Origin of the sequence: Pauljensenia hongkongensis, assembly GCF_001746855.1 — a bacterium.
GTDB lineage: Bacteria > Actinomycetota > Actinomycetes > Actinomycetales > Actinomycetaceae > Pauljensenia > Pauljensenia hongkongensis.
This window is the reverse complement of sequence record NZ_CP017298.1, coordinates 1,651,816-1,668,427: the sequence shown is the minus strand read 5'-3', so window position 1 is coordinate 1,668,427 and position 16,612 is coordinate 1,651,816. Positions and strand designations below refer to the sequence as shown.

The 16,612-nt window shown below is 65.5% G+C and carries 14 protein-coding genes; 12 read left to right on the top strand and 2 right to left on the bottom strand.

The genetic code is table 11. From position 1 onward, the window contains the following. Window positions 1-252: 252 nt before the first annotated feature. The 3 genes from BH719_RS06850 (at window position 253) to BH719_RS06840 (ending at window position 2,418) form a co-directional block, all read left to right on the top strand. The gene (locus BH719_RS06850) at window positions 253-462 is read left to right on the top strand and encodes a cold-shock protein (protein ID WP_009744088.1); all 210 of its coding nucleotides are present in this window, start codon (window positions 253-255) and stop codon (window positions 460-462) included. A gap of 381 nt (window positions 463-843) precedes the next feature. Beyond that, a complete protein-coding gene (locus tag BH719_RS06845; protein WP_009744087.1) occupies window positions 844-1,062 on the top strand; it encodes a hypothetical protein in 219 nt (72 codons plus the stop codon). A gap of 690 nt (window positions 1,063-1,752) precedes the next feature. Continuing rightward, a complete protein-coding gene (locus BH719_RS06840) occupies window positions 1,753-2,418 on the top strand; it encodes a hypothetical protein (protein WP_173647187.1) in 666 nt (221 codons plus the stop codon). 128 nt (window positions 2,419-2,546) lie between these two features. Here the strand turns inward: BH719_RS06840 and BH719_RS06835 are convergent, their stop codons facing one another. Both BH719_RS06835 and dnaB read right to left on the bottom strand, forming a co-directional pair. Further along, a complete protein-coding gene (locus BH719_RS06835) occupies window positions 2,547-2,918 on the bottom strand; it encodes a variant leucine-rich repeat-containing protein (protein ID WP_483825087.1) in 372 nt (123 codons plus the stop codon). A gap of 156 nt (window positions 2,919-3,074) precedes the next feature. Continuing rightward, window positions 3,075-4,427 (bottom strand): replicative DNA helicase, encoded by a 1,353-nt coding sequence (gene dnaB, locus BH719_RS06830; protein WP_009744084.1) that lies wholly within the window; start codon window positions 4,425-4,427, stop codon window positions 3,075-3,077. Between the two features lie 676 nt (window positions 4,428-5,103). Here dnaB and BH719_RS06820 point away from each other — a divergent pair. The 9 genes from BH719_RS06820 to BH719_RS09700 form a co-directional block, all read left to right on the top strand. Then, entirely contained in the window at window positions 5,104-6,411 is a 1,308-nt protein-coding gene (locus tag BH719_RS06820) for an MATE family efflux transporter (protein ID WP_009744081.1), read from the top strand. A 240-nt stretch (window positions 6,412-6,651) separates the two neighbouring features. Then, window positions 6,652-6,942, top strand: a complete 291-nt coding sequence (gene rpsF / locus BH719_RS06815) for a 30S ribosomal protein S6 (protein ID WP_009744080.1) — start codon at window positions 6,652-6,654, stop codon at window positions 6,940-6,942. A 35-nt stretch (window positions 6,943-6,977) separates the two neighbouring features. Then, window positions 6,978-7,571, top strand: a complete 594-nt coding sequence (locus BH719_RS06810) for a single-stranded DNA-binding protein (RefSeq protein ID WP_009744079.1) — start codon at window positions 6,978-6,980, stop codon at window positions 7,569-7,571. A gap of 113 nt (window positions 7,572-7,684) precedes the next feature. Next, the gene (rpsR, locus tag BH719_RS06805; protein ID WP_005869781.1) at window positions 7,685-7,927 is read left to right on the top strand and encodes a 30S ribosomal protein S18; all 243 of its coding nucleotides are present in this window, start codon (window positions 7,685-7,687) and stop codon (window positions 7,925-7,927) included. Between the two features lie 18 nt (window positions 7,928-7,945). After that, window positions 7,946-8,404: a 50S ribosomal protein L9 gene (rplI, locus tag BH719_RS06800; RefSeq protein WP_009744078.1), complete on the top strand. Its 459-nt coding sequence runs from the start codon at window positions 7,946-7,948 to the stop codon at window positions 8,402-8,404. Between the two features lie 375 nt (window positions 8,405-8,779). Continuing rightward, window positions 8,780-9,268, top strand: coding sequence for a TIR domain-containing protein (locus BH719_RS06795; RefSeq protein ID WP_009744077.1), 489 nt, complete (start codon window positions 8,780-8,782; stop codon window positions 9,266-9,268). Between the two features lie 122 nt (window positions 9,269-9,390). After that, window positions 9,391-12,894: an NACHT and WD40 repeat domain-containing protein gene (locus BH719_RS09130; RefSeq protein WP_009744076.1), complete on the top strand. Its 3,504-nt coding sequence runs from the start codon at window positions 9,391-9,393 to the stop codon at window positions 12,892-12,894. Between the two features lie 157 nt (window positions 12,895-13,051). Next, window positions 13,052-13,528, top strand: a complete 477-nt coding sequence (locus BH719_RS06780; RefSeq protein WP_009744075.1) for a toll/interleukin-1 receptor domain-containing protein — start codon at window positions 13,052-13,054, stop codon at window positions 13,526-13,528. Then, window positions 13,528-16,612 (top strand): NACHT domain-containing protein (locus BH719_RS09700; RefSeq protein WP_009744074.1); only part of this gene is annotated, 3,085 nt, incomplete at its 3' end. The genes BH719_RS06780 and BH719_RS09700, both read left to right, overlap by 1 nt.

Below are 16,612 nucleotides of genomic sequence, written 5' to 3'. Positions count from 1 at the left end.
GGCGGCCCGTCGGCGCCGGGTGCGCTGCGCGGGCCAGGGCGGCTGAGTCAGTGCGGGACCCGCCCGGCCCAGATGCCCGCCGACCGACGGATATGATTCATATTCACGCAGGTCAGAGGCAATTCCGGCGGATCTGGTGTACCGTGGAGTTCCACGTCCGCGCCCGGACCGTTCCCGGTGCGCGGGCGCGGGCCCGGTCCACCGCCGGACAGGGTACGCGCCCCGGGAACGGGGCAACGGAAGGAGACGCCCATGGCAAGTGGGCACGTCAAGTGGTTCAACGACGCCAAAGGATTCGGGTTCATCATTCCCGACGACCAAACGGGCGACGTCTTCGTTCACTTCTCCAGCATTGTCGGCCAAAGCGGGCGCCGCACCCTCCAAGAGGGGGACAAGGTCGATTACGTGGCGGTCGAGGGGCCCCGCGGCCTCCACGCGGAGGAAGTGTCGAGAGTCGTCTGAGAGCCGATGAGCGCGCGCCCGGGCATGTGCCCGGGCGCACTGCTGCGCGGGGCCAGGCGGGGGGCAGGCGGTGGGCACCACTCGCGGTCGACCCAGCTGACACGGTTGACGCGGCTCTCAGCCGCGCACTGCGCCGCTCGCGGTCGTGCGGCCCGGAAGCCGCCGCTCGCAGTCGCACGGTCCGGAAGCTGCCCCTCGCACAACTGTTACCCGGTCACTGTGCATTGTGCTACAGCAGGTCGGAGCCCCATAGACCACCCGGTCTATCGGGCATATCATTGGTCGTGCACCAAAGGGGGTTGGCCCCCCGCCAGCCCCCGCAAAATTGACACGCTGCCGTGCGGGGCTTGTCAGTTGCTCCGCACTGACAAGGAGAATCCCATGGAGCACATCGTCAAGTCCGAAACCGCCCCCACCATGGCGCAGGCACGGGTCACCGCATCCGTGCTGGTTTCGATGATCGTAGTCCTGGCCGCGCTCGGCATGTTCGCCGCCGCCCAGGCCGGTTCCACCGCCTCGGTGGTCCTCGCGGTCGTCATCGCCCTCACCGCACTCATCACCGCGCCGGCCCTGTTCTCCCTGACGCGCAAGGCCGCCTGACACGAACCGGGGCGCGCACTGGAGCGCGCCCCCGCCCCCGCAAGGGAACTGCAGCGTGACCAGTGGTCACGCTTTTCTCATACCCGCACCCGGTTCCATCGCGCCCACACCCGGCCTCGTCGCACCCACACCCGGCCCCGCCGCGCCTGAACCCAATTCCGCCGCGCCCGAACCCAGCCCCATCACGCCCGCACCCGGTTCCGCGCAGGGGAGCCGGTCCCCGTTCGACCGCCGGCCGCACCGCGCCCTCCCGGGCGCCACAAGTCGCATCGGGGCAGGTTAGCCCGCATTGGGGTAGGTTAGCCCGCATTGGGGCAGGCTATTAACCTGCCCCAATGGACCGTTTCCTACCCCAATGCGGGCCAGCGTTTGCCTACCCCAATGCACCGTTTCCTGCCCCAGTGCGGGACGCCACTCGCGCCGCCGGCGCCTCACGGCTCCACCCGCGCACCCGGATGAGCCGCGGTTGGGCGAGTCTGTTGGGGACGGATCGAAGCACCACCCGAACGAGCGCGGATACACCCGACCTTTGCGCATTAAGTCTTCACACGGACCCGCGCCCCACCTAGTATCGGAACCCGAAAGGCGCGGCGCCCCGGGCGCGGCGCCCACAACGCGCACGAGTCACCGGAGGCGAAGATGACATCCCGTTCCATGGCCTGGGCAGCCGGGCCTCTCCTGATCGTCGCATTGGCAGGCTGTTCCTCCGCCACCCCCCAGAGCGGGCAGACGCCGGCCGCGCTGCGCACGACCCAGCTCCCCCAGAGCGCCCCCCAGTCCTCCTCCACCACCTCCACCACCAGCCCCTCCCCGGCCGTTCTGGCGACCGCAGTCGCCCCCTCCGCGCCCTCCCAGTGCTCCGCCAGCGCGACCGCGCCGAACGGGAGGTGCCTGTCATCGGCCTCCGTGTCGTGGCTGCCCGGCCTTCCCGACCCCTCTGCCCTGGACTGGCAGGACGCCGACGAGGTGGCGAAGGCCTACGTCATCACCTACCACACGTGGGACGCCTCGAAGGACGAGAACCAGGAGTACGCGGCCGTGCGCGCGGCGATCTACGAGACCGGGGACTTCTCGCGCACGCAGGCCCTCGACCCCGAGTCCGCCCAGGCGTCGAAGGAGTTCCTGCCGTTGAAGACCGACGGCGCGCGGACGACGGCCACCGTCGAGCGGGTCACCACCGAGGGAGCGGACACCAACCCGCAGCGCCCCAACGGGACGTGGCAACGCAATATCTTCTACGCCCGGGAGTACCCGGACGGGCGTTTCAACACCCAACGGGGCGTGGGCTGGATCACCTTGACGCGCGGCGAGGGCGGCAGTTGGTTCGTGTCCGACGCGAAGTGGACGACGGTGTGAGGCCCGGGCCCCGTCCCCGCTCGACCGCCCGTCCCCGGACAAGCAAGCGGCCCCGCTCGACCGAGCGTCCTCGCCCGACCGGCCATCGTCGCTCGACCGGCCGTTCCCGTACAACAGGGCGGCGGCCCTCAGCCGACCGCGACCAGGTTCCCGGTGATCAGGACGTTGCGCTTGCCCTTCGGTTTGGCCGGGGCTGCGGCCAGCCCCAGTAGCGACATGTCGAGGGGCTCGACCTCGATCACCCCCATCTCGAAGGGCTCCTCCCATTCCTCTCCGCCGTCGTCGAAGAGGCCCATCTCCCGCGCGCACACCAGGGCGACGACGGGGGGAGCGGGATGGGGCCCGAGTTCCGCGCGGACGCCGGGGTCGGCGCCGAGGGCGAGCCACGCGCGCAGCTCGGGCGGCAGGGCGGGGTTGATGGCCAGGAAGGCGTGCAGGTCCGGCCGGTGCCTCGCGGCATCGGCGAGCACCTCAGCGGAAGTCATTGGATTTGCCGCCATCTGCGGCGTGCAACTAGCTGGGTCGACCATCGGTTTATTCTCTCGCCGTTATGGAAGATGCGTAGCCGACTATGCCACTTTTCTGACCGTTCGGCAAGGACACGCCAGAGCCGTGACCATATCGTGGTCGGAGCGGGACGGGGGCGCGGCCGCGCTCTAGCCCTGCCCCGGCTCGGGGCGGTCGGTGCGGTTGGCGAAGCGCGCGACATCGCCTTGGAAGAGGACGCCGATCGTGGCCGTCGGGCCTGCGCGGTGCTTGGCGACGATGATGTCCGCCTCGCCCTTGCGCTCGGTGTTCTCGTCGTAGTAGTCGGGCCTGTGCAGCAGGATGATGATGTCGGCGTCCTGCTCCAAGGACCCCGACTCGCGCAGGTCGCTCATCATGGGCTTGCGGTCGGTGCGACCCTCGGAGTTGCGGTTGAGCTGGGCGACCGCGACGACGGGGATGTCCAGGTCCTTGGCCAGCAGTTTGAGGTTACGGGACATGGCGGAGACCTCCTGCTGGCGCGACTCCACCTGGCGCCCGATGGTCATGAGCTGCAGGTAGTCGACGACGACCAGCCCCAGGTTCTCCTGCTGCTTGAGGCGCCGGCACTTCGAGCGGATCTCGGCGATCGTGATGTTCGCCGAGTCGTCGACGTACAGGGGGGCCTCGGAGATCCGCGAGGTGGTGGCCGACACGTTCTGCCAGTCCCGGTCGTTCATCTTCCCGGCCTGCATCTTGGACAGGAAGACGCCGGACTCGGCGGAGAGCATGCGCATGGCGATCTCCTGGCTGCTCATCTCCAGGGAGAAGATCAGGGAGGTGATGCCGTGCTTGATCGACGCCGACCGGCAGAAGTCCAGGGCGAGCGTGGATTTTCCCATGGCGGGGCGGGCGGCGACGATGATCATCTGCCCGCCGTGGAGGCCCTGGGTGAGCTCGTCGAGGTCGATGAAGCCGGTGGGCACGCCCCGCAGTTTCCCCTGGTTGCGCTCGATGTCCTCCAGGGCTCCCAGGATATCGGAGCTCATCTGGTTCATGGAGACGTAGTCGCTGGTGTCGCGGCCGTCGGAGACGGCGAAGACCTCGGCCTGGGCCTGGTCGACGATCTCGTCGACGTCGCCGCCGGCGTCAGCGTAGCCCAGTTGGACGACGCGGGTGCCCGCTGAGACGAGGCGGCGCATGATGGCCCGCTCCCTCACGATGCGCGCGTAGTAGCCGGCGTTGGCGGCCGTGGGCACGGAGGCGATGAGGCTGTGCAGGTAGGCGGCGCCGCCGACTTTGGACAGCAGGCCCTGGCGTTTGAGCTCCCCTGCGACGGTGATGGCGTCAGCGGGCTCGGCGCGCCCGGTGAGCTCGACGATCGTGTCGAAGATGGTCTCATGGCTGGGCTGGTAGAAGTCCTGGGGGCGCAGGATCTCGGAGACGACGGACACCGCTTCGGAGGTGAGCATCATGGATCCCAGGACGCTCATCTCGGCGTCGATGTCCTGGGGCGGGATCCGGTCGAATTCCTCGTCTGCCATGGGGCGCCTTTCCTGCTGCTGTCCTGCTCCTCCCGCTGCGGGCGGGCGCGGGCCGTTGGCGGCGTCCGGCCGCCCGGGCGGGGCCCGCCGTTCCCGTGGCGCGGTGGGACCACTGGGATCCGGGTGCGCCGCTCGGGCGCGGCCAGCCCCGCGCGGCCGCACGCGCACACGTGAGACTACCGCGTTCGGGCCGGGGAGGGCGACCCTCAATGTGCACAGACATGGGGATAGTATGTGGATGGGCTGTGGACAGCGCGGCGGGTCATTCACATCCCCTGTGGAACGGGGACCGTCGCACAGGATTCCCTGATCACACATGATTAGTCAGAAACTATTGAACTTCCGCGCTTTCCCAATGCCAAGCCTATCCACAAGCCCATCCACAGTTTGTGAATAAAGAATGAGACGATGGAATATGACAGGGACAACACCGTCAGCGGACAACCCTCAACCCGGGGTTGAGACTTGCCGCGCCCCCCACGGGACCGAGGACCCCCGTCCCCAGCGCCCGGCCGAAGAACCGCACTCCCGGAGTGGGGCCGAGGACCCCCGTCCCCAGCTCCCAGCCGAAGAGCCGCACTCCCGGGGCGGGGCCGAGGACCCCCGTCCGCACCGCGCCGCCGACGCCCCCCAGCGCCCCACCGAAGAGCCCCGCGCCTCCATCCCCCGCCAGATCGTGGCCCTCGCGCTGCCCGCCCTGGGGGCCCTGGTCGCCCAGCCCCTCTTCACCGTCATCGACTCGGCGATGGTCGGGCACCTGGGCACCCCGGAGCTGGCGGGCCTGGGCATCGCCTCCACCGTCCTGAACACGGTCGTCGGCGTCTTCGTCTTCCTCGCGTACTCCACGACGGCCATCGCCGGCAGGGCCCTGGGAGCCGGGCGCCCCGATCGCGCCATCCGCGGCGGCGTCGAGGCGATGTGGCTGGCGGCCGGCCTCGGCCTCGTGGCCGCAGCCGCGCTGTCCCTGGGGGCGGACCCCCTGCTGCGGGGCCTCGGAGCCGACGCCCTCACCCTGCCCCACGCCTCGGCCTACCTGCGCTGGTCCAGCCCCGGCCTGGTCGGGATGTTCGTCGCCTACGCGGCGACGGGGACCCTGCGCGGCCTCCAGGACACGCGCACGCCGCTCATCGCCGCGACGGCGGGCGCGGCCTTCAACGCCTGCGCGAACTGGGCGCTCATGTACCCCCTGGGGATGGGGGTCGCGGGATCCGGCCTGGGCACCGCCCTCACCCAGACCCTCATGGCGGCTTTCCTGGTCGCCGTCGTCGTGCGGGGCGCGAGGCGGGAGCGGGTCCCCCTGCGCCCCTCGACCTCGGGGGTCCTGGCCGCCGCCCTCGACGGGGCGCCGCTGCTGGTGCGCACCATCGCCCTGCGCGCCGCCCTGCTGGCCACGCTGGCCACCGTCACCGCGATCGGCACGCAGGCGCTGGCCGCCCACCAGATCGTGTGGACGCTGTGGACCTTCGCCGCCTACGTGCTCGACGCCCTGGCCATCGCGGCCCAGGCCCTGGTGGGTTTCGCCGAGGGCAGGGGCGACAGGGGTGGAATGGCGCCGCTGCTGCGGACCCTGGCCAGGTGGGGGACCGCGTTCGGCGCACTGGTGGGAGTGGTGCTGGGGGCGGCGTCCCCGTGGCTGCCCGCGCTCTTCACCGCCGACCCCGCCGTGCGCGGCCCCGCGTCCTGGGCCATCGTGGTGGGGGCCCTCTTCCAGCCCCTGGCGGGCCTGGTGTTCCTGCTGGACGGCATCCTCATCGGGGCGGGCCGCGGGCGCTTCCTGGCGGCCGCATCCCTGGTGAACCTGACCCTCTACGCCCCCCTGCTGTGGCTGATCGCCCGGTCCTCGTCCACCGGGGCGCTGGCAGGCTCGCCGGCCGTGGCCCTCGCACTCGTGTGGGCGGCCTACGGCGCCGTCTACACGGGGGCGCGCGCCGTCACGAACACATGGGGGACGTGGCTCGGCCGCGCGGCGCTGGTGCGCGGTTAGCCGGGACGAGGCGCGGGCCGGGAAGGCGCGCCACCGGCCAGCAGGCGCGCACCCGGGGCGGAACCGGCCCCCGCCTCGTCGGCGCCACTGGCGCCCGCCCCGGCCGCCCGCTACCATAGAGCCTTGGACTGTCGCCACCTGGCGCGCAGTCCGCGGGCGCCCCTCGGGCCGCCCACTACGCAACGCCCTCCTGTCACGGACCGTCCGTGACCGCGAAGACCACAGGAGGTGGGAACCAACGTGCGTAAATACGAACTGATGGTGATCCTCGATCCTTCGATCGACGAGCGCACCGTCGCCCCCACGATGGAGAAGTACCTGGCGCCCGTGACCGCGGGCGGCGGCTCCGTCGAGAACGTCGATGTCTGGGGCAAGCGCCGCCTCGCCTACGACATCCTCAAGCGTTCCGAGGGCATCTACGTCGTCATCGACATGACCACGACCCCCGAGGTCGCTCTCGAGATCAACCGCCGCATGGGCATCGACGAGACCATTCTCCGCACGAAGCTCCTGCGCCCCGACGCTCACTGAGCCCCCGCCGAACCACCCCTACCGAGGAGCCGACAATGGCCGGAGAAACCGTTATCACGATCATCGGCAATCTCACCGCCGATCCCGAGCTGCGCTGGACGCAGTCCGGAGCCGCCGTCGCCGACTTCACGGTGGCCTCGACACCCCGCACCTTCGACCGCAACGCCGGCGAGTGGCGCGACGGCGAGACCCTGTTCATGCGGTGCTCCGTGTGGCGCGAGGCGGCTGAGAACGCCGCCGAGTCGCTGCGCAAGGGCATGCGCGTCATCGTCCAGGGCCGCCTCAACCAGCGCTCGTACGAGACCCAGCAGGGCGAGCGGCGCACCGTCGTGGAGATGCAGGTCGACGAGGTCGGCCCCTCCTTGCGCCGCGCCCGCGCCCAGGTCACCCGGACCACGCCCCAGGGCGGTGGCGGCTACCAGGCCGACAACCGCGGAGGCGGGGGGCAGGGCCCCCAGGGCGGGTACAACCAGGGCGGCGGCTACGGCGGCGGCCAGGGCCAGCAGGGGGGTTACGGCCAGGGGGGCTCGGCCAACTACGGCGCGCCCGCCGGGGGGTCCGCGGACGACCCGTGGCGCTCGCCCGACCAGGGCGGGGCCACCTCGTTCGGCGACGAGCCCCCGTTCTAAGGGCCCTGAGCGGGCCCCTCGCGCGCCGGCAGGCGCCGGGTCCGCTGCGCCCGTCGAAGACGTACTTTCACCGCTTGGGGCGGCAGTGCCGCCCGGATCATTAGGAGACCATCATGGCGAAGCCCCAACTTCGCAACAAGCCCATCAAGAAGAAGGCCAACCCGCTGAAGTCGGCCAAGATCGAGAAGATCGACTACAAGGACACCGCCCTGCTGCGCAAGTTCATCTCGGACCGCGGCAAGATCCGCGCCCGCCGCGTCACCGGTGTCTCCACGCAGGAGCAGCGCAAGATCGCCCGCGCCGTGAAGAACGCGCGCGAGATGGCCCTGCTGCCCTACTCCTCGACCGGACGCTGATCGGGAAGGACGCAGACTATGGCTACCAAGAAACTCATCCTCACCCAGGACGTCGCGAACCTCGGCCACGCCGGCCAGGTCGTCGAGGTCAAGGCCGGTTACGCCCGCAACTACCTGATCCCCCGCGGCTACGCGACGGCGTGGACCAAGGGCGCCCAGAAGCAGATCGACCAGATGGCCGCGGCCCGCCGCCGCCACGAGATCGCCTCGATCGACGACGCCCGCGCCGTGCGCGACACCCTGCAGGCCGCCCTCGTCGAGGTCAGCGGCAAGGTCGGCCAGTCGGGCCGCCTTTTCGGCGCCGTCTCGGCCGCCGCGATCGCCGACGCCGTCAAGGAGCAGCTGGGCCAGACCATCGACCGCCGCCGCGTCGTCATCGCCGCGCCCATCAAGGCCGTCGGCGACTACACGGTGAACGTCAACCTGCACCCGGAGGTGTCCGCGACCCTCAAGGTCCGCGTGTCCGCCTCCAAGTGAGGCAGGCCGCCCGCCGGTCCTGCCGCTGGCGCCAACCGCTGGCCGCGTTGTGAGAGCCACCGCGACGGTCGCGCGGCCAGGCCGCTCGGACAGTGGCCGCCGGACTGCTGGCAACGTGGATGCGCTGTCCACACCGGTCGTTTGAGCCGTTGGGCCCCCGCCCTGTCCCTCCCCCTCGGAGGGCACGAGGCGGGGGCTCCGCCTTATCGAGGCGGGGCGCGGTGCGTCGGGCGCGCCCCGGGTGCCCACCCGCCAGATGCGCTCACGGCGTTTTCCCGCAGGAATCCGCCACTTTTCCGATTTTGATGACGAATGGGACGTTGTCGGGGCATACTTGTCGCAAGAGGTCCTTTTCCGACGGAAGCGAGGCGCAGCATGTCCGGCATCCAACTCTTCCTCTCGTGGGCGCACGACGACGCGGAGGCGAAGGACTCGTTCCTCAAGGTTCTCAGGCCCCGCTTGAAGAGCGCCAGGGGACACACATTCACCTGGTGGAAAGACTCGTTCATCCTCCCCGGCGAGGAGTGGAAGCGCGAGATCCTCACGCAACTGGCCAAAGCCGACTACATCGTCCAGTTGATCAGTCCGTCGTTCCTGGCCTCCAAGTTCATCAGGGACTACGAGATTCCCGGCGTGGGCGAGGCACCTCTGAAGAAGACCCTGCCCGTCATGCTCGTCGATGTGCCCCTCGATGGATCGATGGAGTTCCACCAGATCGACCGTCGGCAGATTTACTGCATTCAACAGGGACGGAGCCGGTACTCCTACATCAGCCGTGAAACCGATTACCAGCGCAACCAGTTCGTCGACGGTTTCGTCGAGCGCGTGCTCGCCCGCGTCGAAGGCAAGACGGGATACCGCTGAATGCCGCTATCCTCTCCGTTCTCCGCACTTCCTGGAAGCACACGACTGCTCCTCGCCGTCCACCTCCGTGGACTGCGAACTGGCTTCGCGCGCCTTCGGGACCGAGGGGAAGGACAGCTACGATGAGCGACGAGAAGCCCACCCTGCGCATCTACATCAGCTTCCTAAATAAGGATGGGGAGCGGGCCGTCTCGTGCGCCGATTTGCTCGAGCGCACCATCAAGGTCGGGCTGAAAGACCGTTACCAAGTCAAGATCTTCCGCCCCGACCGGGTTCTGACCGGTGAGGTCACTGACGAGACGCTCGAAGACAGGATTGGCGAGGCGGATCTCGCCATTGTTCTCGTCAGTTACGAGTACCTCGACGAGGGAATCGAAGCCCAACGGGTGCAGGACATGCACAAACACCCTATCATCGTCAGGCTCGTGCACATCCTTCCCGACGCATCTATTTCCCCTTTCCACTGGGCCGACTTCATCAACGTGCAGCCCTACGTCGCAGCAAAAGACGAAAATGAACGGCAAAGCACTGCGAACCACGTGGCGAACTTCGTCGGTCGCATACTCACCGAGCGGGAAACTGCCTCCCGTCGAGCCGAACCCCGGTTGACACCGGAAGAGATAGCGGAAGAATTATCTAATCATGTCGAGCTCGAGTTGGCTGCAGAAGCCATACCCGCACGGGCGAACCGGGGTATAATTGAGCATCGAGAAGACCAAGACATCCCGAATGAAAACACCCTCGAACTATCCGCTGACATCACTGATGCTGTCCTACACCTGATTGCCTGGGCCAACGGAAAAGTCGATGAAGGTTCACGTTTATGTGCACTACTTGGCGACTTGGGGACAGGGAAGACAACATCGGCAATTCTGCTCACCCGCAGACTTCTAGCACTGAGAAAGACCGCAGAAACTGCACCGTTGCCCATCTACTTCGATTTGAGCGACTTATCTCCCAAAGGTCTGACTGACTTTGGACTACACACCATCTTGGAGCACCTCGTTGCCGGATCCTCTAAATCTACTATCACGGTAGCAGACCTGTGTAATGTTATCCGCAGCGAATCCACCCTAATTATTTTCGATGGCCTTGACGAGATCCTAATCCATCTCTCTCGTGCCGACGGACACCGTCTCACACGTTCGTTAATTGAAGCCCTTACCCTCGGCGAGCAATGCAGCACACGCGTACTACTGTCCTGTAGAACACAGTACTTCCGAGCATACAAGGAGGAAGTTTCATATTTTGAGGAAAAAGGACGCAGACACAGTGCTAGAGGCGTCATTTTAACCTTACTCTCGTTCAACGAACAACAAATCCTCGAGTATCTCCGTCGAAACATACCAAAGTCTAATCCCTCAAGTCTCCTCAAGTTGATTCGTTCAGTGCATGACCTGCACGCTTTGGCTGCACAACCAGTCATACTCAATATGATTCGCCAGGAGATCCCAAGGATTGAGGAAGACCTCGATGTTGGTCGGCGAGTTCATTCAGTCGACCTTTACGGACGTTTCATCAATCAATGGTTGAATCGCGATGACGGGAAGCACAGGCTCATTCCCGAGCACAAGATCCAACTCATGACGCACCTTGCCTGGCAGGTCTGGAATTCTGGTAGCAGGACGTGGTCGGCGCGCTGGATGGAGACATGGATGCTCCAGTTTCTCCACGCCCACCCTGAGATGGAACTCGACTACAAAGAGCGTATGCCCGACCAGTGGAAGCAGGACTTCCGCACGGCGACGTTCCTGGCCCGCCGGGGGGACGACTTCGCCTTCGCCCACTCCTCCCTGCTGGAGTACTTCCTGGCAAAAAGACTCACAGACTCCCTCGTAGCGGATTCCGAGGACGAGGCTCCAGCAGTCTGGGATATTGTTCAACCTAGCGATAACACCTACATGTTTCTCGGTGAACTCATTGACCGCCTTCCTACTGCCGACCGGCGGTGGGCATTTACTCATCTGGAGCACATTGGGAAGCACGGCACACCTGATGCGCGCACGAACGTCTTCGCCTACACCTTGCAAGCCCTGGAGAGGGGCTACCCCCACCCACGCCCGAGGGCCCTCAACCTTTCGGACACCGACCTGCGCGACTGGAAGATCGGATCCAAGCAGACGCACGTGGATCTGAGCGGAGTACCGCTCACTGGTGCACGGTTAGACTACGCCCACATCCAGCACACCCGCCTCGACCGCGCCGACGCGGCCGGAGCATCCATGCAACGCGCTCTCTTCGAACACTGCTCACTCACAAACACCGACCTCACGGACGCCGACCTTACAGGAACAATCTTCCGCCACTGCAACCTGGAAGAAGCACCCCTCGACAAAGCACGCCGCCACCGCACCCAACTCCTCCACACAAGTGGGACACCACAACAGCTCTCCGATGTCCTCATTGCACCCTTGACAAGACACGGCCTGCTTCGCATCCTCCCCGAAATTCAAATCCTTGGAGGCCAGTCAGATGACGTGACCGCCGTGGCATGGTCCCCCGACGGTGCCCAACTCCTCACAGTGTCACGCGACGGCACCGTACGCGTGTGGGACGCTACAACCGGTGAAAACACTCTCACACTCACACACACCGAATCGGTCACTGCTGTGGCATGGTCGCCCGACTCCACCCATATCCTCACAGCGGGAATTGACAGACACATCCGAATATGGAACTTGTCAAGAAAGACCAATATTGCACTCATCCACCCCTTTGGCTGGTTTCGGTACATTGAATGGTCACCCGATAGCACTCAGGTACTTGCGGGGACCGAGGAAGGAACTGTGGGCATCTGGAGCACAGACAACGACCACTACACCATTAAATTTGAGCATGATTGCTATTTACAAGCCGCGCTATGGTCACCAGACAGTAAGCATATCCTCACTGGTTCCGGGAAGTCCGTACATATTTGGAACACGGCGACGGGCACCATTGTGCTCACGCTCAATCATAGTTCCTGGGTCCGGTCAGTGGCCTGGTCCCCAGACAGTAAACACATTGCTGTCGGACTCGAGCAAAATGCAACATGCGTGTTTACAGCAGCGACCGGCGCAACTGTGCTCACGCTCAATCATAGTTCCTGGGTCCGGTCGGTAGCCTGGTCCCCAGACGGGTCGAAAATCGTGACACAGACGAATTCGGACATCTGCGTATGGGATATGAGAACAGGGAAGAAAACTCACACATTCGCACATAACGGCAATCTCATCATGGCAGAATGGTCCCCCGACAGCACCCATTTACTTATGAAATTGAAACATAATACGCATATCTGGAGTTCCATCACAGGAAATACCACCCTCACACTCACACACACCGGACGTATCAACTCGGCGACGTGGTCCCCCGACGGCAACCACATCCTCACAGCATCCGACGACGGCACCGCACGCATATGGAACGCCGCCACGGGCGAGCCAGTACGTTTCTTCATCACCGCCTTGCCGGGCGGCGAATGCGCTGTCCTCACCCCGGACCAGACCAGGGTCATCGGCGCCAGCCCCTACGCATGGCGATGGCTCGGACGCTACGCCATCCACCCCGACGGCACACGCGAGCGGATCCCCGTCGAAATCGACGGCCCCCTCCCCCCACTCGGCCCCGGCACACCGACGGAATAACCACCACCCCACCACCGTGACGCACCACAACTTCCCACGGAAGCACACCTGCCCAAGTCCCGCCTGAAGTCAAAGATCCACACCCTCTTGACAACCGGGACATGATCGGGACATACTTGTCTCGTTAGGCTCCCCCTCAGACCACTGGAGGTGCGAGATGTCCGATTCCAAGCTCTACATTCTCAACGCCCGCGAGGACCAGGAACTCGCAGGCAGCTTCCTCGCACTCGCTGAACCACGGCTCAAGAGCGTCAGGGACCACGCCTTCGCGTGGTGGTCCCCCTCATCGCTCCTCCCCGGTGAGGAGCGGCGCACACAGATTGACGACAGGCTCGCAGAATCCGACTACGTCATCCTGCTCCTCAGCCCCGACCTCCTCGTCTACCTGAGGGACGAGGACGCCCCCAAGATCAGCGACTCCTACGCGAAGCTCCTCCCCGTCATGCTGGTGGACGTGCCACTCGACCGCTCGATGGAGCTCTTCGGGATCGACGACCGCCAGATCTACTGCGGGGACACGGTCGAACCGCACTCCTACGTCAGCCTCGACAGCGCCTACCAGCGCAACCGTTTCGTCGACGGTTTCATCACCCGGATGATCCGCCGCATCAACGGCAAAGGCGGGTACCAGTGATGCCCAAATCCCCAACCGCCCCCCAGCGCCCCCTGTCCGCCAGCGCGGTCCGCCGGATCCTCGACGGCCTCGACGACCTCACCCAGGGAAACGCGAAGATGGCTCGCGCGATCTGCGATCTTCTCGACGGCGACGGCAAGACGACCATCGAGGCCGTCCTGCGGGCCGTCCCCAGCGAAAAGGAGCCACGCGAGTACCTGCGCAAGTTCAAGACCCGCTTCAACCAGGACGCGGGCGGCGCGATCACCGTCGTTTTCGACGGCAGGAGGGGGCCGGACCTCTACTTCACCGGCACCGACCCCATTGCCGAGGACATCGCCGAGTACTCGGAGCACCAGACGTACCGCCACACCTCCAGTGAGCAGATGATCGACGCCTACGCGGTGGAGGAGAAGGATCCGCGTTCCGATGAACGTCCCGAGCTGCGCATCTACCTGAGCTTCCTCGAACAGGATGGGGATCGGGCCGTCTCATGCGCCGACTTGCTCGAGCGCACTATCAAGGTTGGGCTGAAAGACCGCTACCACGTCAGTTTCTTCCGACCCGACCGGGTTCTGACCGGTGAGGTCATAGACGAGACGCTCAAAGACAGAATTGGCGAGGCGGATCTCGCCATTGTTCTCGTCAGTTACGCGTACCTCGACGAAGGAATCGAAGCCCAACGGGTACGGAACGAACATGAACACCCCATTATTGTGCCGCTAGAGAACATCAGCCCATCAGCATCTTTCGGCCAATTTGACCGGCATGACATCGTTTCTGGCCCCTCCTTCGACGAGGCGCTGGATTCGAGGCACCCAACGCGCAGCCCCCGCGCACAGGAGATCGCGAACAGCGTGACGGACTTGGTCGAGCGCGGACTGGCCAAAGACCAGATACTCCCACCGATGCCTAGCGCTTCTGAACTGTCGTCGGATGTGCTAGCGGAGGAACTGTGGACACACGCGGAACAACGTCATATCAGTTCTGAGACCATATCCACGCGCGCTTTGACGGAAGAATTTGACACAACGCGTGCGGACGACGCGCCAACCTACTCCGATAGAACCGCAGACACTCCCAATGTTGTGGAACGCCTGACGGAGTGGGCGCGTGGAAGTGATGGCGAGAATTCGCGTTTGTGCGCGCTGCTTGGTGACCTCGGCACGGGGAAGACAACGTCGGCGATCCTGCTCACCCGCAGACTCCTCGAACTAAGGAAGGCTGGGGAGCAGGTGCTGTTGCCCATCTACTTCGACCTGCGCGACCTCTCCCCCACGGGTCTGGCAGATTTCGGGCTCCGCACGTTGTTCACGCGCCTTCTCAGTGTTTCGACCAAGTCCGCGGTCATGGTCGATGACGTGCTGGACGCCATCCGCAGTGAACCCACCCTGGTCGTCTTCGATGGCCTCGACGAGGTCCTGGTCCACCTTTCCCCCGGCGACGGACAGCGCCTCACCCGCTCCCTCCTCGAAGTCCTCACCCTCAGCGGACCCGGTACCGAAACCGAACCACCGCCAACCCGTCTCCTCCTGTCCTGCAGGACACAGTACTTCAGGACCGTCAAGGAGGAGTTCGCGTTCTTCGACGGGCAGGGGCGCGAGCGCGTGCGAGGCAAGGACTACCTGGTCCTCACCCTGCTGTCATTCGACGAGGACCAGATCCGCGAGTACCTGCGCCGCAACATCCCCGACTCCGACCCCGACCGGCTCCTCGAGATGATCCGCTCGGTGCACGACCTGCGCGCTCTGGCGTCCCAGCCAGTCATGCTCGACATGATCCGCCAGATCCTCCCCGCCATTGAAGAGGACCTACGCGCGGTACGCAGGGTTCGCTCAGTCGACCTTTACGAGCGTTTCGTCGACCAATGGCTGAGCCGCGACGACGGGAAGCACAGTCTCATCCCCGAGCACAAGATCCAGCTCATGACGCACCTGGCCTGGCAGGTCTGGCGCTCCGGTGCCAGGACATGGTCGGCGCGCTGGATGGAGACATGGTTGCTCCAGTTCCTCCACGCCCATCCTGAGATGGAACTCGACTACGAGCGCCGAATGCCCAACCAGTGGAAGCAGGATTTCCGCACGGCGACGTTCCTTTCGCGCCGGGGGGATGACTTCGCTTTCGCCCACTCCTCCCTGCTGGAGTACTTTCTCGCCAGGAGACTCACCGACTCCCTGGCAGCGGATTCCGATGACGATGCGCTGGCGGCCTGGGACATCACCCAACCCAGCAACGAGACCTACACGTTCTTCGCCGAACTCATCGACCGACTCCCCGACTCCGACCAAAGGCAAGCACTCGCCCGCCTTGAACACGTCGGCAAGCGCGGGACGCCCGAAGCGCGCGCGAACACCTTCGCCTATACTTTGCAGTCTTTGGAGCGGGACTATCCCCACCCACGCCCGACGGCCATCAACCTTTCGGACACCGACCTGCGCGGCTGGACCATCGGGTCCGAGCAGACGCACGTGGACCTGAGCGGTGTGCCGCTCACTGGTGCACGGCTGGACGACGCCCACATCCGCCATGTGCTCCTTGACCGCGTCGACGCAGCCGGAGCATCCATGCAACGGGCACTCTTCGAACACTGCTCACTCACAAACGCCAACTTCACGGACGCAAACCTGGCGGGAACGATCTTCCGCCACTGCGACCTGGAAGGAAGTTCCCTCACCGAAGCACACCGCCACCGCACCCAGTTCCTCCACACAACGGGAACGCCACAACAACTATCCGGCACCGTCACCGCACCGCTAGCAGGACACCACCCGGCTCAGATCTGCGCTGAAACTCAAATATTCGGCGGCCACTCCGGTTCCATTTCTTCTGCGGCGTGGTCGCCCGACGGCGCCCGCATCCTCACAGGAGCCGACGACGGCACTGCGCGCGTGTGGGACGCGAGAACCGCGGAAACCACCCTCGAACTCACACACCAAAGCTCGGTCACCACCGTGGCGTGGTCGCCCGACAGCGCCCGCATCCTCACAGGAACCACCGACGGCACCGCGCGCGCGTGGGACGCCAGAACCGGCAAAACCATCCTCGAACTCACACACACGGACTGGGTCCAGGCCGTGGCGTGGTCGCCCGACGGCGCCCACATCC

Excerpts from the sequence above, each read along its gene's own strand:
- rplI (WP_009744078.1), top strand. The coding sequence starts at position 7,946 with ATGGCTACCAAGAAACTCATCCTCACCCAGGACGTCGCGAACCTCGGC.
- BH719_RS06845 (WP_009744087.1), top strand. The coding sequence starts at position 844 with ATGGAGCACATCGTCAAGTCCGAAACCGCCCCCACCATGGCGCAGGCA.
- BH719_RS09130 (WP_009744076.1), top strand. The coding sequence starts at position 9,391 with ATGAGCGACGAGAAGCCCACCCTGCGCATCTACATCAGCTTCCTAAAT.
- BH719_RS06795 (WP_009744077.1), top strand. The coding sequence starts at position 8,780 with ATGTCCGGCATCCAACTCTTCCTCTCGTGGGCGCACGACGACGCGGAG.
- BH719_RS06780 (WP_009744075.1), top strand. The coding sequence starts at position 13,052 with ATGTCCGATTCCAAGCTCTACATTCTCAACGCCCGCGAGGACCAGGAA.
- BH719_RS06810 (WP_009744079.1), top strand. The coding sequence starts at position 6,978 with ATGGCCGGAGAAACCGTTATCACGATCATCGGCAATCTCACCGCCGAT.
- rpsR (WP_005869781.1), top strand. The coding sequence starts at position 7,685 with ATGGCGAAGCCCCAACTTCGCAACAAGCCCATCAAGAAGAAGGCCAAC.
- BH719_RS06835 (WP_483825087.1), bottom strand. The coding sequence starts at position 2,918 with ATGGCGGCAAATCCAATGACTTCCGCTGAGGTGCTCGCCGATGCCGCG.
- dnaB (WP_009744084.1), bottom strand. The coding sequence starts at position 4,427 with ATGGCAGACGAGGAATTCGACCGGATCCCGCCCCAGGACATCGACGCC.
- BH719_RS06850 (WP_009744088.1), top strand. The coding sequence starts at position 253 with ATGGCAAGTGGGCACGTCAAGTGGTTCAACGACGCCAAAGGATTCGGG.